This window comes from Cytobacillus oceanisediminis (genome assembly GCF_004366035.1).
GTDB lineage: Bacteria > Bacillota > Bacilli > Bacillales > Cytobacillaceae > Cytobacillus > Cytobacillus oceanisediminis_C.
On the sequence record NZ_SOEE01000026.1, the window covers coordinates 1 to 21,312 of the forward strand.

Annotated in this window: 25 protein-coding genes and 1 pseudogene; 24 read left to right on the forward strand and 2 right to left on the reverse strand. The window is 34.9% G+C overall.

All coding sequences use genetic code 11. The features are described 5' to 3' along the window. The 3 genes and pseudogenes from DFO72_RS27920 to DFO72_RS27935 form a co-directional block, all read left to right on the forward strand. On the forward strand, positions 1–372 hold a 372-nt coding region (locus tag DFO72_RS27920; protein ID WP_134177317.1), incomplete at its 5' end, for a DUF1657 domain-containing protein. A gap of 439 nt (positions 373–811) precedes the next feature. After that, positions 812–1,052 (forward strand): annotated as a pseudogene (locus tag DFO72_RS30250) (hypothetical protein); the annotation flags it as partial. Between the two features lie 29 nt (positions 1,053–1,081). Next, positions 1,082–2,995, forward strand: a complete 1,914-nt coding sequence (locus DFO72_RS27935; protein WP_113884085.1) for a PTS mannitol transporter subunit IICBA — start codon at positions 1,082–1,084, stop codon at positions 2,993–2,995. Between the two features lie 318 nt (positions 2,996–3,313). Here DFO72_RS27935 and DFO72_RS27940 read toward each other — a convergent pair whose 3' ends face one another. Beyond that, positions 3,314–3,934 carry an NAD(P)-dependent oxidoreductase gene (locus DFO72_RS27940; RefSeq protein ID WP_113884084.1) on the reverse strand — a complete coding sequence of 207 codons (621 nt, stop codon included), beginning with the start codon at positions 3,932–3,934 and terminating at the stop codon, positions 3,314–3,316. A 488-nt stretch (positions 3,935–4,422) separates the two neighbouring features. Here DFO72_RS27940 and DFO72_RS27945 point away from each other — a divergent pair, with 488 nt between their 5' ends. From DFO72_RS27945 to DFO72_RS27965, 5 genes are all read left to right on the forward strand, one after another. Continuing rightward, positions 4,423–4,782, forward strand: a complete 360-nt coding sequence (locus DFO72_RS27945; RefSeq protein ID WP_134177319.1) for a MerR family transcriptional regulator — start codon at positions 4,423–4,425, stop codon at positions 4,780–4,782. Continuing rightward, on the forward strand, positions 4,782–5,738 hold the full coding sequence (locus DFO72_RS27950; protein WP_134177321.1) for an SDR family NAD(P)-dependent oxidoreductase: 957 nt from the start codon (positions 4,782–4,784) through the stop codon (positions 5,736–5,738). Before DFO72_RS27945 ends, DFO72_RS27950 begins: the two co-directional genes overlap by 1 nt. A gap of 360 nt (positions 5,739–6,098) precedes the next feature. After that, positions 6,099–6,659, forward strand: coding sequence for a TetR/AcrR family transcriptional regulator (locus DFO72_RS27955; protein ID WP_166672567.1), 561 nt, complete (start codon positions 6,099–6,101; stop codon positions 6,657–6,659). Positions 6,660–6,764: 105 nt separating this feature from the next. Next, positions 6,765–7,505, forward strand: a complete 741-nt coding sequence (locus DFO72_RS27960) for a 3-oxoacyl-ACP reductase family protein (RefSeq protein WP_113885732.1) — start codon at positions 6,765–6,767, stop codon at positions 7,503–7,505. Positions 7,506–7,745: 240 nt separating this feature from the next. Further along, positions 7,746–7,931 (forward strand): hypothetical protein, encoded by a 186-nt coding sequence (locus tag DFO72_RS27965; protein ID WP_113885733.1) that lies wholly within the window; start codon positions 7,746–7,748, stop codon positions 7,929–7,931. Between the two features lie 708 nt (positions 7,932–8,639). Here DFO72_RS27965 and xerS read toward each other — a convergent pair. Continuing rightward, positions 8,640–9,761: a tyrosine recombinase XerS gene (gene xerS, locus DFO72_RS27970; RefSeq protein WP_243856303.1), complete on the reverse strand. Its 1,122-nt coding sequence runs from the start codon at positions 9,759–9,761 to the stop codon at positions 8,640–8,642. A 519-nt stretch (positions 9,762–10,280) separates the two neighbouring features. Here xerS and DFO72_RS30815 point away from each other — a divergent pair. The 16 genes from DFO72_RS30815 to DFO72_RS28045 all read left to right on the forward strand — a co-directional run. Beyond that, complete coding sequence (locus DFO72_RS30815; protein WP_113885734.1) at positions 10,281–10,658, forward strand: DUF4306 domain-containing protein; 378 nt, start codon at positions 10,281–10,283, stop codon at positions 10,656–10,658. 156 nt (positions 10,659–10,814) lie between these two features. Then, a complete protein-coding gene (locus tag DFO72_RS27980) occupies positions 10,815–11,372 on the forward strand; it encodes a sigma-70 family RNA polymerase sigma factor (protein WP_113885735.1) in 558 nt (185 codons plus the stop codon). Then, positions 11,362–12,402 carry a LolA family protein gene (locus tag DFO72_RS27985; RefSeq protein ID WP_113885736.1) on the forward strand — a complete coding sequence of 347 codons (1,041 nt, stop codon included), beginning with the start codon at positions 11,362–11,364 and terminating at the stop codon, positions 12,400–12,402. The genes DFO72_RS27980 and DFO72_RS27985 overlap by 11 nt, the downstream gene beginning before the upstream one ends. 401 nt (positions 12,403–12,803) lie before the next feature. Beyond that, complete coding sequence (locus DFO72_RS27990) at positions 12,804–13,373, forward strand: RNA polymerase sigma factor (protein WP_113885737.1); 570 nt, start codon at positions 12,804–12,806, stop codon at positions 13,371–13,373. Then, positions 13,348–14,163 carry a hypothetical protein gene (locus DFO72_RS27995; protein ID WP_113885738.1) on the forward strand — a complete coding sequence of 272 codons (816 nt, stop codon included), beginning with the start codon at positions 13,348–13,350 and terminating at the stop codon, positions 14,161–14,163. The genes DFO72_RS27990 and DFO72_RS27995 overlap by 26 nt, the downstream gene beginning before the upstream one ends. Beyond that, positions 14,147–15,016: an ABC transporter ATP-binding protein gene (locus tag DFO72_RS28000; RefSeq protein ID WP_113885739.1), complete on the forward strand. Its 870-nt coding sequence runs from the start codon at positions 14,147–14,149 to the stop codon at positions 15,014–15,016. Before DFO72_RS27995 ends, DFO72_RS28000 begins: the two co-directional genes overlap by 17 nt. A 2-nt stretch (positions 15,017–15,018) precedes the next feature. Then, the gene (locus DFO72_RS28005; protein ID WP_113885740.1) at positions 15,019–16,122 is read left to right on the forward strand and encodes a hypothetical protein; all 1,104 of its coding nucleotides are present in this window, start codon (positions 15,019–15,021) and stop codon (positions 16,120–16,122) included. Positions 16,123–16,461: 339 nt separating this feature from the next. After that, positions 16,462–17,004, forward strand: coding sequence for a DUF402 domain-containing protein (locus DFO72_RS28010; protein WP_113885741.1), 543 nt, complete (start codon positions 16,462–16,464; stop codon positions 17,002–17,004). A gap of 198 nt (positions 17,005–17,202) precedes the next feature. Further along, a complete protein-coding gene (locus tag DFO72_RS30615) occupies positions 17,203–17,337 on the forward strand; it encodes a hypothetical protein (RefSeq protein WP_347876536.1) in 135 nt (44 codons plus the stop codon). Beyond that, positions 17,337–17,582 carry a hypothetical protein gene (locus DFO72_RS30820; protein WP_395858217.1) on the forward strand — a complete coding sequence of 82 codons (246 nt, stop codon included), beginning with the start codon at positions 17,337–17,339 and terminating at the stop codon, positions 17,580–17,582. The genes DFO72_RS30615 and DFO72_RS30820 overlap by 1 nt, the downstream gene beginning before the upstream one ends. A 43-nt stretch (positions 17,583–17,625) precedes the next feature. Next, on the forward strand, positions 17,626–17,742 hold the full coding sequence (locus DFO72_RS30825; protein WP_432207049.1) for a YunG family protein: 117 nt from the start codon (positions 17,626–17,628) through the stop codon (positions 17,740–17,742). Between the two features lie 276 nt (positions 17,743–18,018). Beyond that, complete coding sequence (locus tag DFO72_RS28020; RefSeq protein ID WP_113885742.1) at positions 18,019–18,456, forward strand: VOC family protein; 438 nt, start codon at positions 18,019–18,021, stop codon at positions 18,454–18,456. Positions 18,457–18,920: 464 nt separating this feature from the next. Further along, entirely contained in the window at positions 18,921–19,493 is a 573-nt protein-coding gene (locus tag DFO72_RS28025) for a hypothetical protein (protein WP_113885743.1), read from the forward strand. A gap of 161 nt (positions 19,494–19,654) precedes the next feature. Next, on the forward strand, positions 19,655–19,987 hold the full coding sequence (locus tag DFO72_RS28030) for a hypothetical protein (RefSeq protein ID WP_113885744.1): 333 nt from the start codon (positions 19,655–19,657) through the stop codon (positions 19,985–19,987). 691 nt (positions 19,988–20,678) lie between these two features. After that, positions 20,679–20,858, forward strand: coding sequence for a hypothetical protein (locus DFO72_RS28040; RefSeq protein WP_113885745.1), 180 nt, complete (start codon positions 20,679–20,681; stop codon positions 20,856–20,858). Positions 20,859–20,901: 43 nt separating this feature from the next. Further along, positions 20,902–21,312: DUF4279 domain-containing protein (locus DFO72_RS28045; protein ID WP_134177323.1), on the forward strand; the 411-nt coding region annotated here is incomplete at its 3' end.

Genomic DNA, 21,312 nt, shown 5'->3' on the forward strand with positions numbered 1-21,312 from the left:
ACTCCTTCTGAAAAAGAGCCTCAAACCGTTATTATGGACGGCGAGGTGTTAGATGAACCACTTTCAACAGCTGGAAGAAATCGTCGTTGGCTAGAGACGGAATTAGACAAGCAGAATGTTAGTATTGAAAATGTGTTTTTAGCTCAAGTAGACTCGTATGGGCAGTTAACAGTCGATTTATTTGATGACAAAATTAAGGTACCTACACCTCAAGAAAAACCATTATTATTGGCGACGATAAAAAAATGTCAGGCGGATTTAGAAATATTTTGTTTATCTACTGATTCAGAAGAGGCAAAACAGATGTATAGCAAGAATAGCGAAAAATTACAAAAGGTGATTGATAAATTGACCCCTATGTTAAAGGGGTAAAAAATATTCTACATCATAATACCATATACAACGTGTTGAATATAAAATATTTGGGAAATTAATCGTCAAAGAATGTGTTAGTCAAAAACCCTCTAAATACGACTCCCTTTTAAGGGAGGGGTTAATTTGTTAACAGTTTGTTTATTGTCGAAATAAATCTATAAAACCATTGGAAATTTTTTCACAAAGATAAAAAAGGAGAATGGACTACAAACTATGAGTACTTATGAGGCGGGTTTGGAGAATTTATTACAAGGAGAACAGAGAGCAAGGTTAAAAAATGAAATGGAAAACTTAGATCAATATTTTAAAACACCTATCATACATAGAGAGATACACGGGGATAAAGTATATGTACCCTTAAATCTGGATAGGGTTTGGAATCGAATAAATTAAACCGTAAGCATGAATAATTATCTATTCAAATTGCCAGGAATAAGGTGAAAAAGAAGACAGAATATATTTTAATAGATACTTGTGAAGAGTGCGAATTCTACAAAGAAGCAGAAAAAATAGCTATAGAGTTGACAGAGCACGTAACGTTCATCCCGACAAAATGGGTCCTAGATCAGCTTTATCAACGAGTGCATTATCACTATGACGAAAAACAGTATGTTGAGCTTGTTTTAATGATTAATCAAATTAGAGCGGACAAGGGTATACGTTTTGGTAGTATTTAACTTTTAAAAGTCTGAAAGGGATGAGTTAAATGGCTCAATCTAATATAAAAGTAGCTGTTCAGAAATTTGGTAATTTCCTCAGTTCTATGGTCATGCCGAATATTTCAGCATTCATTGCTTGGGGGTTAATTACAGCTTTATTCATACCAACTGGCTTCCTTCCGAATGAGAGCCTTTCTAAAATGGTAGATCCAATGGTGACATACTTGCTCCCGCTATTAATCGGGTATACAGGGGGCAAGTTGGTGCATGAGCAACGCGGTGCTGTTGTTGGTGCCATTGCGACGATGGGGGTCATTGTTGGTGCCGATATCCCTATGTTCCTTGGTGCCATGATTATTGGTCCGCTCGGCGGATGGGTAATAAAGAAATTTGATCAGATGATTGAAGGGAAAGTCCGGGCAGGATTTGAAATGCTTGTTAACAATTTCTCAGCAGGAATTCTTGGAGCAATCATAGCTATCCTTGCATTCTTGGGCGTTGGTCCTGTCATTAACACCTTTACCAGGTTGCTTGTAGCCGGTGTTGATTGGCTAGTCGGAACAGGCCTGCTGCCTTTGACCAGCATTCTAATCGAACCTGCGAAAGTATTGTTCTTAAATAATGCTATTAACCATGGTGTTCTTTCGCCTATTGGTGTTGAACAGGTAAAAGAGACTGGACAGTCCATTCTGTTTCTGCTCGAAGCAAACCCTGGTCCTGGTATCGGTGTCCTGCTTGCTTATATGTTCTTCGGCAAGGGAAATGCAAAGAAATCTGCCCCGGGTGCTGGAATTATCCACTTTTTCGGCGGTATTCACGAAATTTACTTCCCATATATCCTTATGCGTCCAATGTTGATTTTGGCGGTTATCCTTGGCGGAATGAGCGGTGTTTTTACATTGGTTCTATTAGGCGGAGGATTATTTGCTCCATCTTCTCCTGGAAGCATTATTGCGATTACTGCAGTAACGCCACACCATGCAAGTGCATATTTGGCTAACTTTGCTGGTGTCCTTGTAGCTGGTGCTGTATCCTTCATTGTTTCCTCCTTTATTTTAAAAACAGGGAAGCAAGGTGAAGAGGATATTGAAGCAGCTGCACAAAAAATGCAGGAGATGAAAGGCAAGAAAAGCTCTGTGTCAAATGTATTTGCTGGAGATCAGGGTGCTATGCCTGACGATGTTCAAAAAATCTATTTTGCCTGTGATGCTGGAATGGGCTCAAGTGCCATGGGAGCATCACTTCTTCGCAAAAAGGTGAAGGAAGCTGGAATTAATGTTGCTGTCACGAATACAGCGATCAGTAATCTTCCAGCGGATGCCCAGATTGTAATTACACAGGCAGAACTGACACCGAGAGCACGGAATAAAGTGCCAAACGCTTACCACATTTCTGTCGATAATTTTCTTTCAAGTCCGGAGTATGATAAGTTAATCAGTGAATTGGAGTTCCCTGCAAATTCCTCGCTTTATGAAATCGTTGAGGATGCTGAGGAAAATGTGCCTGGTAATAAGGATCAAGAAATGGCACATGAAGACGACTTGCTTCGTGCGGAAAATGTATTTTTGAACCAGCAGTTTGCTAATAAGGAAGAAGCTATTCATTTTACTGGCAGAGCCCTTGTAAATGCTGGTTATGTCGATGAAAGCTATGTCGAAGCAATGATAGAACGTGAAAATATCGCGTCAACTTATATGGGAAATGATGTTGCAATCCCGCATGGAACGGAAGAAGCAAAGAAAGCAGTCATCAAATCAGGTTTTACAGTCGTTCAGGTGCCTGATGGCGTTGATTTTGATGGCCAGAAAGTACGTTTGATTTTCGGTATTGCGGGGAAAGATGGCACTCATCTTGAAATATTATCCGGAATTGCTGTAACATGCTCGGATATGGAAAATATCGAAAAGATGGTAGAGGCTGATACTCCACAGACAATTATCGATATCATTGGCAAGAAATAAAATTAGTTTTCACTTTTTTTGTAAAGTTGCTTTTTAATGGCTTAACTAGGCTTAACCCGATTTTATCGGGGGCACTTAACCAGTGGGAACAGATGGAATCGAGATGCGAAGCCGAGGAGGCTAATATTCCTCCTCCCCGAAAGTAATTACCCCGAGCGGAATACACAATTTATTAGTAATTACAATAATTTATCATAAAAGAGCCATTAGTGGTCTAACCTATGTCAAGTAGTGTTGTGGCATTCAAATAGACGGGTTTCCCCGTCTATTTGATTTGTTTATCATCTTATCAGTACAAAGATAGTATAAAAATAATTATTAGTAGGCGATACCTACACGTGATTGTATATAATCGCTTGTTTTTATCTGACTAAATGTAAATTCTGCTGTATCCGGTACGGAAATTTCAACTCCATCCTCTGGCAAAAAATTTTGCTCTATACGATATTTACCTAACCTTTCTCCATCCGGCAAGTAGGTAGGGCAAACAATCGTCCATTCGAGGGTTGATTGATTGAGTATATTATAAACTTTATGATGTTCTTTCGCTGCACGGGTGGACTTACGCCTTGATTCACTTGATTGATACCGCAGAGAATTTGGCGTGGTCCTACTCTGCAGGATACCTGCAGTTCCTATAGTTATTATTCGTCTTATACCTTCATTTTCCATTGCTTCTATTATAAGTGGCATACTTTCTGATAGAGTGGTGGTGCCATCAGTATTAAGGGCACTAATAACTACATCTATCCCATGCAAGGCACGTACGATATCATCATTATTTAAAACATTCCCACGAATAATGGTTAAATTTTCATGATTTATTTGAATCTTCTCGGGAGTACGAACTAATACAGTAACATTATGTCTGTCATGAAGGGCATAAGTAACTATTTGACTTCCAACTCGTCCAGTTGAACCTAAAATTAAAATATTCATAAGAATGAGCTCCTTTTGCAAATACTAATATTATACTATACAAGTTACTTTATTTCTTTTTGAACTAACGAGGGTTAAAGTTGAAGATTAAGGTTTGCTTCGGCAGCCTTGTATTATTCAATGTATTCAACCATTCCTGGCTTTAAGATGCTTTAAAAGAAAGACAATTCAAATTAACCCCTTCAGAACTACTTCGAAGGGGTTCTTGTTAATCTCCATTGAGCGAACTGCTAGCCTTTGTTTTAGCAAATAATGACAGATGTTCTTACAGTAGATTGAAAACATTATGTCACATATAGGGTAGGGACACGTTTTGTATATTAATTATTTTACTTTCAGAACGTTTGAAGAGAATTGTGAGCTCCTTTAACTAATTGATCAAAAATAAATCCTTGTTTTATAAAAAATTATTTTTTCGATATCCCATAATAACATGCTTGACATAAAGTTAACTTTACATTGTAAGGTCAATATACGAGGTGAGAATAATGTATCAAATTTCTGAAGTATCTAAACTTGTCGGCTTATCTACCCCTACAATTCGCTACTATGAAAAACTTGGGCTTATAGACACACCCATTAAAAATTCTCGTGGATATAAAGAGTATGATGAACAAATTATTCAATATCTTGGTTTTATTGTTCATTTAAGAGACACGGAGATGCCATTAGATCAAATAAAGACCTATGTAGATGCTTACAAAAGAAATGACTACTCTTCCTGTTATTCTATTTTACAAGAACACGAAAAAAGAATAGAGCTTGAATTACGGAAACGCCGACAAATTTTAGAAAAGGTACAATATAAAATTTCTCACTTTAGTAACCTTAAAGGTGGAGGAAAATAGTGCAAAAACCATTGCGAACAAGCTATACTGCTCGTACTAAAACAGATGAGGTTATACAAGATATTGACTTAATAGGAAAAGTTGCAATTATTACTGGTGGATATGCTGGTTTAGGATTAGAAACAACCAAAACTTTAGCTTTCGCTGGAGCTACTGTCATCGTCCCGGCAAGAAATGTTGAGAAAGCAAAAGAAGCTTTATTAGGTATTACTAATGCCATACTATATCCTGCTATCTTCGATTTAAGCAGAAGATCTACTATAGATTTTTTTCTACAATGGTTTAATAAGAATTATCTAAAACTAGATATATTAGTAAATAGTGCTGGAATAATGGCTATTCCACTAACTAGAGATGAAATGGGAAATGAGATGCAACTTTCCTCAAACTATTTAGGCCACTATTACTTAACAAAGGGATTACTTCCAAAGCTGCAAAGAGCAAATGGAGCTAGAGTAGTTCATCTCTCTTCTAGAGCACATTGGTACTCTCCTTTTCACTTTGATGATCCAAATTTCAATCAAAGCCAATACGATAAGTGGATTGCGTATGGCCAAGCTAAAACAGCTGTTTCTCTTTTTAGTGTAGCAATTGATGAACTGTTTAAAAAAGATTTGTTCCGTTCCTTTACTGTTCATCCTGGAAGTATTGTAACCGGGCTTTCTAGTAATCTGTCAGATGAAGAGTTAGCAACAATGGGCGCAATTAAATCAAACGGCGAACGTGGCTATGATCAATATAATGACGAGCATAAAACCATCTCAGAAGGTGCAGCTACTATTGTTTGGTGTGCCACTAGTCCTCAATTAGAAGGATTTGGCGGGGTCTATTGCGAGAATGTAAATATTAGCCATATATCTACAGAGAAGAATGATAAAGTAGGGGTTAAACCATGGGCAATTGATAAAGATCTAGCTTTAAAGCTCTGGAATGAAACTCCTCAACTATTCGGTTAGTGATCTGTTCTAATTATGTTGTTCTTCGAAAGTAAAAGGAAATTTTCATGGCGATAGAAAGTTCCTTTTGTTGACTGACAATTAAGATGTATAATTACAAATAGAGTCGTTAACATTTACAATAAAGTTGTTTAAACGACGCTAGATATGCTATTCAACAATCGGGCCATTTAATGGAGGAAGGAAAACTATATATAAAAATCCCGTATGTATAATGTAGGGTTTTTATAAAAAATAAATTAAAAAAACTAATAAAGAGATATAACTAAAACCTAGTTAAAAATTTTTTTGGAATGAACGTTCCGTTATTTGTTGTATTTTCCTTCTGAATAAGTTATCCTAATTATAGGAGTGAATGAGTTGGCTAGAAAAAAAGAATTTGATATCAGTCAAGCAGCCCATAAAGCTGCTGATGTTTTTCGAAAGAAAGGGTTTGAGGGAACCTCCATGCAAGATTTAGTAGACGTCCTAAATCTTAGTAGAAGTAGTATCTATGAGACTTTTGGTAATAAAAAAGAACTCTATTTAGTCGCACTAGACCACTACACAAATGAAGTAGACGATTTAACGTCTATTTTATATGAAAACGGGCCACCTAAAACTGTATTGGATAAGTTTTTTGTAAAGATTATTGAGCATAACGAATTAGAAAGTTGCTTCATGGTTCAAGCATCACTAGAAATGTTTACTCACCTAGATGTCATGGACCGAGTAGGTAGAAATAACATAAAAAGAGAAAAAGCATTTCTATTCCTACTAGAGCGTGCACTTTCTAATGGTGAAATAACTGAGAACCAAAACTTATCTATTCTTTCAAAATACCTGGTTAACGTAACCAACGGTCTAGCGGTTACTAGTAGATCAACAGATAAATCTACGCTTGATCAAATTGTGAAAATGTCCCTTTATTTTATAAAATAATCATTCGACTTTCTTAAAGAACCAATTTTTTTTACCTTTATTCGGAACGTTCGTTCCGTAATTTATTCATTTTAATAAAATAAGTTAATTTAAGGAGAGGATAAAATGGAATCAAATCTAAATAAAGTTGCCTTAATCACAGGTGGTTCACGTGGGATTGGAGCGTCAATTGTTAGGAGACTTGCTGAAGATGGTATAACTGTTGCATTCACATACGCAAATTCAAGCAATAGTTCGGAGGAACTAGTTAATGAGATTCAAAATAGTGGAGGAAGAGCTTATGCGATTCAAGCCAATGCTGAAAATGTAAATACAACAAAAGAAGCAGTAGGAAAGACGATAGAAAAATTTGGTCGGATAAATATTCTTATTAATAATGCTGGTATATTTGAATCAAAGATGTATGACGAATTTACAATGGAAGAGTTTGACAGAATGGTGGCTGTAAATGTACGTTCCGTTTTTGAGGGTGTTCAAGCAGCTGCACCACACATGAGTGAGGGTGACAGAATAATTACAATCGGAAGTGTTAATGCCAATGTAACAGGTTTTCCAGGCTTAAGTCTTTATGCCATGTCGAAAGCAGCTGTAGCAGGAATGACTAGAGGATTAGCAAGGGACCTTGCCTCAAAAGGAATAACTGTTAACAATATACAGCCTGGACCTGTTGACACTGATATGAATCCAGTAGATGGTTCTAATGCTAAATTACTAAAAGAATTTATCGCTTTAGGAAGATACGGTAAAGCTACTGAAATAGCAGATCTAGTTGCCTTTTTATCTTCAGAACAATCAGGTTATATAACTGGTGCTTCTATCGATATAAATGGTGGTTTTATGATATGATTTCTTAAATATCTAGCATTTATGGTTTATGTAAAAGGTAAGTTAATTGATACTTCGGTAATGGAAATAAGAGAATGAGAAAAATTTAGTTGTTCAACAATCGGGCGCTATCCTTGAACAAGGGTAAGTACTCATTTTTTATTTAAGAGTAGGCCCAATAATCTATAAACTGTAGTTAGGATAAAGCTTAAAACTCTGGGTATAATAACTATTCATACAACAATGAATAGGAGTGGTAAGATGACCGTCAATGATAAGAAAAAACAAAAAACAGTATTTAGAGATAATCAAGATTTAGTCCCAGAAGGTAACCTACCAGAAGGCAACCTACCAGGTAATAGGGAGGATCGAAGTGATAAAATGGGTACGTTAAATTCTGAAGAAATTCAATTCGACAATGCTGACGCTATATATGATGAGTATTAATAAAAGGGGCAAAAGCTTAGCCTCGTTCTTCAGCAAACGGGCGGATTGTTGAATAAAAGTTAGGTTTTTAAACGACTTTATTGTTATATTTTTTATGAAATATCTTAAATCAAAAATTAAACAACTATATTTTTAACCCCGGCCTAAATTAGGACGGGGTTATGCTTGGTTGAGCTTTTGAAATTAAGTAACTTTATTGTCATTTTACACCATTAGATCATTGCTTCGCTTGTTATACGAGATCAACGTCCCAACCAGCCTCAATCATATTTCTACAAGTAGGAGGCGAACGGTTTAGTTGACGTGATCAAGTCCCACGGGTGCTTACGTTCTACCCCGGCTACGGTTAACATATATCGATATAAAAAGTGGAAAACAGAAATATTTTCATTTCTAGTTGACCAGGCTATAGCTGAATAAACAAAAAGAATTTGCTGTATCATTGAAATTATGTTTGATCTAAAATACTTCACAAACAGTATTTTACGGCAAATAAAAAGAATCCATTTTTGAAAAAAGATTGATCAAATGGATTCATATTCATAAATTTAAGACTTAGTTTTATAAAAAAGATTAATCAGTGTTGCTCAACAATCGCGCGATAAGTGCGAATATGGATACTAATATTAGTGTTAAAGTCTATTATTAAGGTAGATCGCAACCCAGTTTATTTGATTAGCTGTCACATATATGGTTCCCTTTCATCATTTACTTTTTCTTTCTTCTCTGGTCCATTAGCTCTGCAGCTAATCTTTGTTTTTCTCTAGTAGTATTTATATATAATAAAGAAATATCAGATTGAGTGTGCCCTAATTGGTTCATGATAAGGGGGATGTCACCACCTGTTTGCTCCGCTAAATTAGTCGCATACGTATGCCTAAGTTTGTGGGGAGACATACGCTTATCAAAGGACTTAGTATATTTATAAACAATATCTTCGACAGCTCGATTTGTTAATGGTTCCGGTTGTCCTTTAAAATTTTTCACAAAAAGATACTCATTTTCACCCTCACCAGCTTTGTACTTTTCTTTTCTCACATCTAAATATCTCGTGATGTCTTCTAATGAGGAGGGTGTTATAGAAACAGTATCTTTTTTTCCTCCTTTTCTAATAACGCTAATTTCTTTAGCTCCGAAATCTATATCCTTAATCCTTAAATTTGTTAGTTCATTCACCCGAATACCGCTACCTAAGAAAAGAGAAAGGATAGCATAATCCCTTTCTTTATCCCGCTTGAAATACCTCAATTGAGCAGGGGAGAGTGAAGCTGCATATTCATTTTGAACATATTCGAGGAAGTCAACATCCTTGTCTTCAATGAAAATCTTATCCGTTATCTTCTTAGCACGTTCATTTAAAGTTTCTGATACCTTCTTAATAGGGATTTTTTCCATCACATTTCGCTCAAAATATGGCTTCCCAGCAGATACTTCAGCCTCAACAGTCAAATATTTAAATAATGATCGGAGGGATGACTTGTGCCTGTTTACCGTTCTGGTATCAATTTTCTTAGTTTCATTGTCCTTTTTAGATACCTTGTACTTTTTCCTAGATATAAATTTAAAATAGTTATTAACATCGTCAAGTGAAAGAAACTCCAAAGATTCAGCGGTGATATCTCTTATTGAGCTGCACGTTACTAAATCTTCAGCTATTAACCATCCAAAGAATTCCTTGAAATCCCTAGTATAGTTATATAGGGTCAGGGGAGAGCGGATGTCTAATTTATCATCAACATATTTAACAACATACTCTGGCATGTCTTTTAAAAGCACTTCCAGGCGCTTCTCGTAATATTCATGTTGTTTAGTTATTGCCAAAATGGACACCTCACTAAAAGAATAATAGAAGAGGTTTCCTCCTCTTGAACAGGAACGAACGTTCGTAATTAACGCATTCTTAGAACTAGTTATAAAATTGTCCAATCCTTGGTAAATAAGGGATTGGGCATTTTTTAAATTATATCATATTTAACGTTAGGTAGGATTAACGCTTATTTTTGAATTTACGCTCGTTTGTAAACAAGTTAAATGGATTTTTTCTGTATCTCTGCGCTTTTATTGGAATTTTAAGATTTTTAGCAGCCTTTGGATTGTATATAAGTGGATCCCGGAAAATAGTAATAGTTCTTAGCAAAGGTAGGCTATTATTGACGAATGAGCAGCTTGCTTTCAATGGTATAATGAGGAAAATGTAGTTATTGGGTTGGTTATTAACTGTTCGGAATAGTGGAGGATATTTAATATGATTAGATTAAAAGGTTCAATTCGGTATAGTATCTATTTTGGTTGTATTTTTCACAATGGCAACATTATATGAAGGTAGTGAAATTTGGATAATCATTTTGAATGGAGACATACAACACCTTTTACAAGTTGTTGTATGGGGAAGTGATTAAACCCAGTGACATAACTCGATTAGATTTTTTTATCTATGCTGCTAGATTCCAACCCACTTTTGCCATTCTTATGTTTATAAGCAGTTTATATTTTTTAGGAATTATTGGGTACTTTATTTTCAAAAAAGAAAAAAGAGGGCTTGCCTATTACTTCGCCTTTTTAGGTGGTGGATTACTTATACTTAGTTTTATAATTACAAACTCCTCAACTGTGGGTGGTCAAGTATTTTTCATACTTTTCTTAATAGCCGGCTTAATATGTATAATTACCTCTATACCGGTTTATTGCAAAATTCTAAATCAAATTAAGATGAGGATTACAAATTAATTGAATCAAGTTAATTGAAGCGATGCTTTATTGGAGTATCGCTATTCTTTTTAAGTTAAACGAAGTAGTTAGTCTAATTGAAAAATATTCCAAAATAGAACCTTTAAATAATACGAATCGTCTAATTACCAAGAAACCATGATTGCGAGGAGAACAATGATTAACATGGTAGATGACTCTAAATCAGAACCCCTAAATAATTTAAATCGTGAAGAAAAGCTTAAATGGTTAATGAAAACATACGGTAATGATGTCATTAGAATTGCTTACACATATTTAAAACAAAAACAATTGGCGGAAGATGTCGCACAAGACGTATTTATAAAGTGCTACCAGAAGATGGATTCCTTTAGAAATGAATCATCATATAAAACATGGCTATTAAGTATTACAGTGAATAGATGTAAAGATGTTTTAAAGAGTTGGTCTTTTAAAAATTTATATATTACCGACTTTTTAAAATCTAAACAAGCTTATTCTACTCTTGAACAGCAATATTTTAGCGACGAGGCTAATGAAATAATTTCCAAACAAGTCATTGCATTGCCAGTGAAATTAAGAGAGGTCATTATTTTATTTTATTATCAGGAGTTTTCAATTGATGAAATATCGGATTTATTAAAGATTAATCCTAATACAGTAAAAACCAGATTGCATCGGGGACGCCTTAAGTTAAAGGAATCATTAGGAGCGTGGTCAGTTAATGCAGAATAAATTGGAAAATTTAAGAGAAAAGATGGATAAAAGCATTTTAAAAGATGTGTACTTTGATGATAAGCAGCATCAACAAGTTTTGAATAGGATTGAAAAATCCAACTCTCAAAAGGAGGCGTTTCGACTAAAAAATAAGTTTAATGCTTTGCTTAGCATTTCGGTCGTTTCAATAATCTTTTTGGGAATCACATATTTTGTTGGAACCCAGTTAAACGTGTTTAATGAACTAGAAACGAAACAAGCAAATGAGCTGAAGGAAAATAAGGAGGAAACTGTAGCTAAGCCTTCAAATGAGAAAACGATATATGTCCCCCCTAAGCAAGAAGAAAATTATAATGAAATGACTAAAGAAGAGATTCTAACTAAAATGATTAATACCGTAGATAACTTTGAAACGGCTACCGGTGAATTTAAGATGCATTATGGACATCCTAAAGGTTTTTCTGTTGTTGAATATGCAATTGATTTAGAGTATTTTTCAGGGGGATTCGGTAAAAGAACCAATAAGGTAGATGATAACCAGGAGGTTACTTCTGAATATTATACAGAAGGTACAATTTGGACAGTATCTGAACATACAAAATCCTATACGGAATCAAAATATGGAGAAGAAAGTCGACGAGGTACACCATTAAAAATTGAGGATGCATTTTCAGTGGACAGTGAGGGAAACAATGTAACCTCTTATCGGGAAAGACCTCCGATTGGTGTAGCCAATGAAACATTATTTCCTTATGAAATAGCCTCAAACTATACCAGAGATTTAAATAAATGGGAAATTGAAAAACAAAATGAAGAATTACTTGGTCATAACACGCTTGTGATAAAAGGAACTAAAAACCATAGAGATTTCCAATCATTTCGCTTTTGGGTTGATAAGGATACAGGGATATTACTTAAGTATGAAACTTATGATGCTAATGGCGATATTGTTGATTATTTACATCCGATAAAATTGGAAATTAATGTGCCTATTGATAGCAAGATATTTACACCGAATCTAGAAGGATATAAAAAAAAAGAGCTGTAATGAAGGAGCAATAATGAGAAATGTAATATTGAAGATTTAATCTCTGAAGAGCTAATGAGACAATGGGTAGAAGCAAAGAAGAAGCCAAATGAAACAGCGGTGCTCGGAGGGTAGCTACTAGCTTCTTTTGTGTAACTCAATGGTGTATTTATCAGATAATGAAAGGTTTTGTGAAGTATTGGTCTTAAAGAATAGGGTGCTTTTTAAAAAAGATAATTATTTAAGGACTGATTGGTTTTGGCCTTTCAGTCTTTTTTTTACTTTCGGACATAGTGGCCCACCATCCTTCGAATCATTCCCGGTTTCCATAAAAGGATAATCAATAATAAAGGAAAATTGAAAAAAGATTTTATTAAATCTTTTTCTAGTCATTTTCCGTCTTACTAGTTGAGGTGATAAAAATGCCTGAAGATCAAGAACTCATTAAGGAAATCCTGCGTGGAAGCCAAGCAGCAATGGAAGTGTTAATGAGAAAATATTATAAACACATCTATGCGCTTGTCTATCGGAAAGTAGGAAATCGAGATACGGCCTACGATTTAACCCAGGAGATTTTTATAAAAATGATTCAACGAATTGAATCGTATTCAAGTAAAGGATCATTTAAAAGCTGGCTATATCAGGTGGCAGTTAATCATTGTCGGGATTATTGGAGAAGTTCAGAGTATAAGCAAACGTCTAAACATGCAGAACTGCTAGACACGATAAAATGTGAACAGAAGAGTGTGCCTTACATATTTGAGCGAAAGGAAATGAGAGAGCAGGTCAAGCAAGCGATTCATAGCCTTCCGGATATTCAGAGAGAAGCTGTTATATTAAAATATTTTCATCATATGAAAATTCAGGAGATTGCAGTTGTGACACAAGCAAATGTTTCGACTGTGAAATCTAGACTTAAGCAAGGCTTAGGTAAAATAGCAGCAAGTCTTGAGAGAGGTGAGGAAAGTGAAAAAAAGAGAATTCGAAAATAATCATGTAGACATAGATGTTGACAAAGAACTTTTTGAACTAGAACAAGAAGTCATGATTCAGTTGGATGAATATGATGTTGAATTTCCTGGTGAGTCGGAGATTATGATGACTGTTGATGCCATTCGACCATATGTGCCTGTGAAAGAAAACATTTGGAAGACATCCTATGAACATTTATCCGCAATCGTGAAGCATTCTGCATATGAAGTTTTCCATTTCAGTCCGATATTCTGGATCACTAATAGTCTACTATTAGTCATAAGTCTAATAGCGATATTTAGCGTAGAGCTTAATCCTTACTTAGCTATGTTGTTCCTTGCACCTCTACCAACCATAGCTGGGCTAGTAGAAGTGCTAAGAAGTAACAATGGAATGGCTGAGCTGGAGATGTCATTAAAGTTCAGCTGGCAGGAGCTAATCATATCGAAATTGCTTGTTGTCGGTGGCTTTAATCTTCTCATAAATATCATTTTTACAATCAGCATTTCAGTCCTTTATCCAGATATTTGGATTTGGAAAGTTACTCTTTATTGGTTAACCCCTTTCACTGTTATTTCAGCGGTTTCGTTAGTGATTGTTTCTAAGTTCAGGCAAATTCATATGGTAACAGGTACACTGACTATCTGGGTAGTCATTAGCACCCTAGTAAGTCAAACTACCATTATAGAACATATAGAAAACTTACCAGCTACCTTTTATATCCTAGTGACAGCATTTGCATCTGCTTTTTCTATTATTAAAATGATTCAAATCTATAAAAGGGGTATTTCTTATGAATTTAACCATTGAAAATGTGACGAAAAGCTTTGGAGATAAAAAAGTACTTAATGAAATAAATTTAGAATTTACTACAGGAGTCTATGGGATTCTTGGAGCAAACGGATCTGGTAAAACAACGTTAATGCGTATACTTGCTAGCGTGATGAAACCTAGTTCTGGGAAGGTATTTTTTAATACGCAAGACATTGAGGTTTTGGACCAAAAGTATCGGGATGTAATTGGTTATTTACCACAGCATGTTGGGGTGTATAAGAGTTTTTCCACTGAGAAATTTTTAATGTACATTGCTTCATTAAAAGGATTGAAAAAAGAGGAAGCCAAAGAAAAAGTAACTGAAGTGTTAGAATTAGTCGGGCTTTCAGAACATCGCAAAGGGAAGGTTGGTAAATTTTCAGGTGGGATGAAACAGCGTGTCGGGATTGCCCAGGCTTTATTAAACGATCCAATGGTTCTAATTGTAGATGAACCAACAGCGGGACTCGATCCGAAGGAAAGAATCCGGTTTCGTAATCTTTTATCCAAAATATCTACAAATAGAATAGTTTTATTATCAACTCATATCGTATCTGATATTGAATTCATTGCAAGGGAAGTGCTGATTTTAAAAGAAGGAAAATTGGTTCAAAAGGAAACACCCAAGGAATTGTTGCGGAGTATTAAGGATAAGGTTTGGACAGTATTTGTAGATGAATCTGAGATTCAATATTTTCAATCGAAGTACAAGGTTAGCAATATAGGCCGAGATCAGGAAAAGTTTCAATTGCGCATCATAAGCGATAGTAAACCCCATCAGAATGCTCAAAATGAGATCCCTAACTTAGAAGATTTATATCTCTATTATTTCGATGAGGAGGTCGCGTAATCATGCAGCTTTTGAAATTTGAGCTATACAAGATGTATAGACAAAAGATAATTTATTTCACGTTTATTCTCTTAGTCCTTTTTTCTACTGGCTTCACTTTTAACCGCATCACTGATTGGGAAAAGGATCTGTATAGGGAATGGGAGGGACCAATCTCAGAAGAAAAGATTCAGTTGGCGCACCAAGGAAATGAGGAGTTAACGAAAAAAATGGATGAACGTGTAGAAGAAGATGGATTTGTTTATTCAGAGACCGAACAAACAAAAATGGGCATATATGAGACAATTTCATTTATTATAAACATCGAAAAGAATGCAAATGAAAAATTATCAAAGCTTGAAAAGGAGAACAACTATAATACAGATCTTGAAAAAGCAATGTTAAAAGATTTTGATACATCTTATTTCGCATATAATAAAGGTCCGGAAAAAGTCATTGATTATGCAAGTGTGTACTCGATTTTTTTAACAGGAGCTATGCTGTTAATTGGATTGTCTACTATTTATACACAAGAATATAGCTCGGGAGTAGATAACTATATTTTAAGTTCAAAAAAAGGAAGAGTATCATTATTGTGGGCAAAAGTCAGTGCATCTCTTATCTATACATTTGTAATCGTTATCGCATGGGAATTGTTTAACCTTGGTTGGAACGTTTTTCAGTTTGGAAATGAAGGATGGGATACTTCCATACAGCATTATTTTAAGTATTATTTCTCTCCTTACAGTTTTAATATGTTGGAATATCATTTTATTCAATTAGGAATTCATTTACTAGCGGCATTCAGCTTTGCCATTTTGATTGTACTCATTTCTTCTATATGTAAAAATTCGTTGATTGCATTCTTTATTAACGGAGCGATTTTTGCAACTCCATACCTAATTGTAGAAATGCTTATGCTACCAAATGGGGTAGAGGACATATTTCGATTCAGCTATATCTACATTATGAATGTTGAATTTTTATTCGATCATTTTAAAACATTTAATTTTTTTGGATATCCCATTTTATACCCTGTTGTTGCAATTGTATGGATGGTGGTTGTTTCGATGGCGCTTGTTTTAGTCACTTCTCATATTGTGAGAAAGAGGGAAGTAACGGTGTAATGTATTAGTAGTTTAGAAAGAAGTAGAGTTTCTTGGTTAGTTAAAAGATGGTATAGTTTTATAACTGTTAAATGGCTTTAACAACCTTTAATAATATTTTACCTCCTAATACAGGGGCTAGGGGGAAGTACTCTTAGTTATGTTTGTTATGATTGCCTTGAAGTTAAGTCTTCCTCATTAGGGCGCTTTTCTGCAGTAAGAATTGCGCTCTTTCTTATATTATTGGCCAATTTAATGGAAGAAAGGCTTAATGAACTAATGGAGCAGTTTTGTTGAAGAAGAAATCCAAACTAAACTCCCTGATGGTATAATTAGGAAAAAGAATTTTGGGGGTTAGTGATGTTAAAGAGAAAGTTTGGAGATCGGTCAGAATGGAAACGAATCCTAGAAAGAAAATATGCACAAACATATCTTAATACTAAGGAGTTTACGGGCTATATTACATTATTAAACACATTAAAAGTAACAGAACCTTTATCAGTTAGCTATGGGGAAAAGAGAGTGTGTATTGTTAATGATGGCTATATGTGGTTACAACAATTTCCTCTAGATAAAAAACATTCAGTAACTACAATGTTCAATGAAAACGATGAAATAGTTCAATGGTATATAGACATTTGTTATAAGAACTCTATTGAAAATAACGTCCCTTGGATGGATGATTTATTTCTCGATATTATCCTACTTCCGTCGGGTGAACTAATTGAAAAAGATGCTGATGAGCTTGAAGAAGCGTATGCTAAAGGGGTTATCACTAAATCTCTTTATGATTTAGCTTGGAGCGAACTAAACATCATAAAGGAACAGATAGAGAGTGAAAAGTTCCAGTTAGTAAACTTATCTAATCAACATAAAGATATACTAGCTGCTCTTTTAGATTAAAAAACATAATATGCGGTAGTATGTCAACTCCAAAAGTTTAATAATGTTTTGTTTTAATGTACTTTTGTCTAAAAAAGAACGTAAGGAACTACACTAGTAAATAAATGTTATTTACTGGAAGTTAGGAAGGTTAGCGCTGACAAGGTTTATTTGTCAGATCTCGATTACTCAACCTGAAATTGTAAGGTAGGTTATTCGATTGGATATGAATGCTGGAACCCGGGCTATGGAACTGAAGGCATTAAGGGCAGTGTGGAATTCGGTTTCCGATATATGAACATTCATAAAATCACTGCGGACATAACACTGACTATCCGGCTTCTGGAAGAGTGATGGGTAAATCTGGAATGGAGCAAGAGGGAACAATCAGACATATGATTCGCAATGCCAAGGGTCAATACAAAGATTGTGCAATATATGGACTTCTACAAGAAGATTATGTTAAAAAACACATCAGTAATCAAACTAGTATCCTTAAATTGAATGACAAAACGATGCGTGCAAATCTAGCTGTATCAATAGCCCAGTTATTAAATGCTCAGAATAACGCTTGGTCATTAAAACCAAGTTCAGAATAGTGTGGAAAATTCAACAAAAGGGCACTGTGGGGTAACATCATTAGTGGTAAATGATTTCCTAGGTGGAGAAATACGAAAAACTCCTTTAGGTGACGGATGGCATTACTATATAGACAACACACGGTATGATTTTACAGATCTCAATTTAGTGAAAGAGTAAATTATGGAGATATCTTTTCTAATAGAAAGAGTCATTCCTGGACACTAACCGAGATCAATACAACTACTAAAAGATAGTGTTTTATTTGAGCTAAGTATTAATAAACAAAGTGCCTTACAGTGATTCTATAAGCTGACATGTCAACGGATTTTTCTTATTCAAGTAACGGCAGGTTTGTAGAAGAAGGAAATTTTCTGTTTTAAGCGAATTAGAAATTCAACAAACCTAAAACTAATACAGGTATTGAAAATAACAGGAATATAGGAGGTATGAGATATGAAGATAAATAGAATAGATCATGTGAGTATAAACGTAAAAGATCTTTCAGAGGCTAAAGCGTTTTTTCTTGATTTAGGACTTGAAGTGCAAGCGGAATGGGAAATGGATGGAGTACAGTTGGACAGAATAGTTGGGCTTAATGATGTTAAAACGTCATGTGTAGGATTGGGGATGCCAGGTGGTCAGACATGGATAGAGTTAGTCAAATTTTATACGCCGTCAGATGAAAAAGATATTCAGCAACCTTTTGCAAATACACTGGGTATCCGACATATTTGCTTTTCTGTTGAAGATATTGAGGCTATTGTTGCAAAATTGAAAAAGAAAGGCACGGAAATTTTTAGTGAGATACAGCAATATGAAGAAAGTTATAAGTTATGCTACGTTCGTGGTCCAGAGGGAATTATTTTAGAGTTGGCGGAGAAAATCAGATAAATATTGAATGGGACTTTAAATGATTTAGAACTCCAACTTTAAAGATTTCTTCTTAAACTCTCGGGTGCGATGCTTCAATAACGAAGGATCGCTTTTTCTTAATCAAGTAACGGGGTAGATTCGTTGAAGAAGGGTTTTATTATATAGTGCAGATTATCTATGAAAACGTAAGGATTAAATGGATAGCAAACACTTGGCTAATAGGGGGAGGTAAAGAAAGGATTTACCGCAGAAAGCTGTACAACGTAGAATCATTTTTTTCTTGTTTCTGGCATTTAAATAATGCGGGTTTTGGCGGTATTGTCCATTAACCATTTCGAATCATTATTCAAGGTAGAACTTGTATAGTTGCTTATTCATACATAATTGTCTAACAATGCTTATTGTATTAACGGGCAGGTTAGCACAAAAATAACATCGCTCAAAAAAATTCAGGATATTAAATAATCAACAGGGGTGAAAAGGTGTATAAGAAAATACTGGCTTTCATAGTCCTAACATTTTTAGTTCTTGTCGGTTGTGCAGACGGTCAAGAGAAATTCCCAACGGCATCAATTAAAAAAGAAATGGAGGAAGCAATGGGTACAGACATTGTTATTCCAAACTTGGACGGTTATCAAATTAATTATGCCGAAATTCTGAATCCACCAGTCTTTGAAGGTAAGCCACTTGGAGACAGACACGTTGCTACAATCACTTATACAAAAAACAGGGGGGAATTTGTTGAATTAACGGATAAGCAAAAAGAAGCTATTGAAAATGCTAATGAAAGAAAAATATTGTTCGGAGAATTTGAAGGCGAGCGACTCGTTACTTTAGAAGTCAGTAATTACGAATTGTTGCAGGCAGATTCTGAAACAAAAAAAATTGAAGGAATCCCAGTGGATTATTCTTTCAAGGAAAGTGAAGATGGCGGCAGGTTTGAATTCTTTGCAATTAATCTAGAGGGAGTTTCTTATGTCTTAATGGTAACTCCTTCTGACGATAATGACCCTTTGGAACTTGTTAAAAATGTAATCAGACAAATTAAACAGTAAACACTAGTCGGCATGAAATTAAGGTCATTCTTCTTCAACATAATGGAGCTTATGTTCAAGATCAGCTGCCAAATCAGGCGGCTTTTTTCTTGTTGAACAAAAGGGGCAGTTTAGTTGAACAAGAGTATGGTAAAATTTATACATAAAAAGGAGGTTGGGGAATGCAAAATGACACTTTTATTAAAGTTATTTTAAGTGGAATATTAGTGTGTTTGATTGTAATTGCCTTCAAAATGAATACTAATGAGCAAATTCAAATACCACCATCTAATGCTGATATTGATAATAAAGGTGGGAGAGTTGTTCAAATTGCACCTAATAGAGTTGGAGTTATTGATACTGGAAATGGTAGTGGTTGGGAGCAACTTGTGGTTTTTGAATATAGCCCAGATACTAAAAAGTTTGAAGTAGTTGGGGCTTTAACATATGAGGATATTTTTAATCATCCAGAGGAGTATGGTATACCAACAAGAGATGATAAATATGGGAATTGAATGTTATAAGCTAAACGAGTGCATTGATCCAAGAAGGATTAAGGCACTTTTTTGTTGAATTCCCTATTAAGCTAAAGGGGCAAACAGGAAAGGGAGGTGTATTTGTGAGATGTAGAAGACGCTCTTTCACAATGGACGTAAAATAGAGAATTGAGAGTGAATGATGAATACATTAATTTAAGAAATCAAACACTGGATAGATAACTCGGAGAAGAAGTTGATTATTGGAATTTCTGGCCATGGAGCTGCTGGAAAAACAACTTTTGCACATAATTTAATGGAAGAGTTAAAGTACGGTGTAAACTATCTTAATACTGTACATAGTGAGTTCATCAATTCGAAAGTTCACAGTAATTAACTATACATATAAAGGAACATTACATCAGTTTAAAATGACAGCATGCCATCCCGCAGCACATCATGTACTTTCCTTAGAAAGAGATGTCCTGATGCTAAAGGAAAATATGAATTTACGTACGATCGATACTCATTATTTAAAAAGTAAAATACTCTCTTCACAATATTACGTCTATGAAGCATTAAGACATATTGGTGTAAAAACAAAAGAGGACCAACTCTTTTTCAAAATCCCCATTCAAAACTCAAAAATAATAAAAATGCTTATTACCTTTACACAAAAGAAAAGTACAGAAGCCCTGCTAAAGATATAGAGGAGGACGAAATTAAGCCATTGGATATTGAGGATTATAAAGAACTAAAAGGAATACCAATAGATACATTTGAATATTACAAAATACAGAATGAAAAAGGAAGCAGGTTTGGTTTGTTCCCTTTCATTCCACATTTATTTAGTTATGGTGAAGTTGAGATAAGAAGTGTAGAAACAATAACTTGGAACCGACTGGAATAAGTTTGGAGCCGCCATTAAAGGCAGTTATCCTTATAGTGCTAAAATGCCCGATAGTTTAAGTACTATCATTCACAATCTCAATAGAGTAGAACTTTTTGATGACGTAACTGAAAAGTTAGAAGTAACACATACTGAAACTCATAAAAAAGGTGATTTAATTCCAAACTGTTCAACGGCGTGTTATAGAAAAGAGACAAAGTTGGGATCTAGGGACAGGCTACCAGGTTTCGCTGATGTGAATAATCAACTCCAACAAATTATAAATAAACTACATAATAAGTCATCAATCATTAACGAAATAAAGGAGGCTTACTCCGTAGAGTGTAAACTCTCAATCGTTGTTAAAATTGAGGGAAATACCCCTGCTTTATATATGGATAAAGACATCATAAAGTTTGCTGCAAGCATTGAAGCTGAATTGGATGTGGATTTGTACACTAATCCTTATGAAAAT

Excerpts from the sequence above, each read along its gene's own strand:
- DFO72_RS30820 (WP_395858217.1), top strand. The coding sequence starts at position 17,337 with ATGGGTAAATCTGGAATGGAGCAAGAGGGAACAATCAGACATATGATT.
- DFO72_RS27940 (WP_113884084.1), bottom strand. The coding sequence starts at position 3,934 with ATGAATATTTTAATTTTAGGTTCAACTGGACGAGTTGGAAGTCAAATA.
- DFO72_RS27965 (WP_113885733.1), top strand. The coding sequence starts at position 7,746 with ATGACCGTCAATGATAAGAAAAAACAAAAAACAGTATTTAGAGATAAT.
- DFO72_RS28030 (WP_113885744.1), top strand. The coding sequence starts at position 19,655 with ATGCAAAATGACACTTTTATTAAAGTTATTTTAAGTGGAATATTAGTG.
- DFO72_RS27960 (WP_113885732.1), top strand. The coding sequence starts at position 6,765 with ATGGAATCAAATCTAAATAAAGTTGCCTTAATCACAGGTGGTTCACGT.
- DFO72_RS27980 (WP_113885735.1), top strand. The coding sequence starts at position 10,815 with ATGATTAACATGGTAGATGACTCTAAATCAGAACCCCTAAATAATTTA.
- DFO72_RS30815 (WP_113885734.1), top strand. The coding sequence starts at position 10,281 with ATGGAGACATACAACACCTTTTACAAGTTGTTGTATGGGGAAGTGATT.
- DFO72_RS27990 (WP_113885737.1), top strand. The coding sequence starts at position 12,804 with ATGCCTGAAGATCAAGAACTCATTAAGGAAATCCTGCGTGGAAGCCAA.
- DFO72_RS27985 (WP_113885736.1), top strand. The coding sequence starts at position 11,362 with ATGCAGAATAAATTGGAAAATTTAAGAGAAAAGATGGATAAAAGCATT.
- DFO72_RS27935 (WP_113884085.1), top strand. The coding sequence starts at position 1,082 with ATGGCTCAATCTAATATAAAAGTAGCTGTTCAGAAATTTGGTAATTTC.
- DFO72_RS28010 (WP_113885741.1), top strand. The coding sequence starts at position 16,462 with ATGTTAAAGAGAAAGTTTGGAGATCGGTCAGAATGGAAACGAATCCTA.
- DFO72_RS28020 (WP_113885742.1), top strand. The coding sequence starts at position 18,019 with ATGAAGATAAATAGAATAGATCATGTGAGTATAAACGTAAAAGATCTT.
- DFO72_RS28005 (WP_113885740.1), top strand. The coding sequence starts at position 15,019 with ATGCAGCTTTTGAAATTTGAGCTATACAAGATGTATAGACAAAAGATA.
- DFO72_RS27945 (WP_134177319.1), top strand. The coding sequence starts at position 4,423 with ATGTATCAAATTTCTGAAGTATCTAAACTTGTCGGCTTATCTACCCCT.
- DFO72_RS28000 (WP_113885739.1), top strand. The coding sequence starts at position 14,147 with ATGAATTTAACCATTGAAAATGTGACGAAAAGCTTTGGAGATAAAAAA.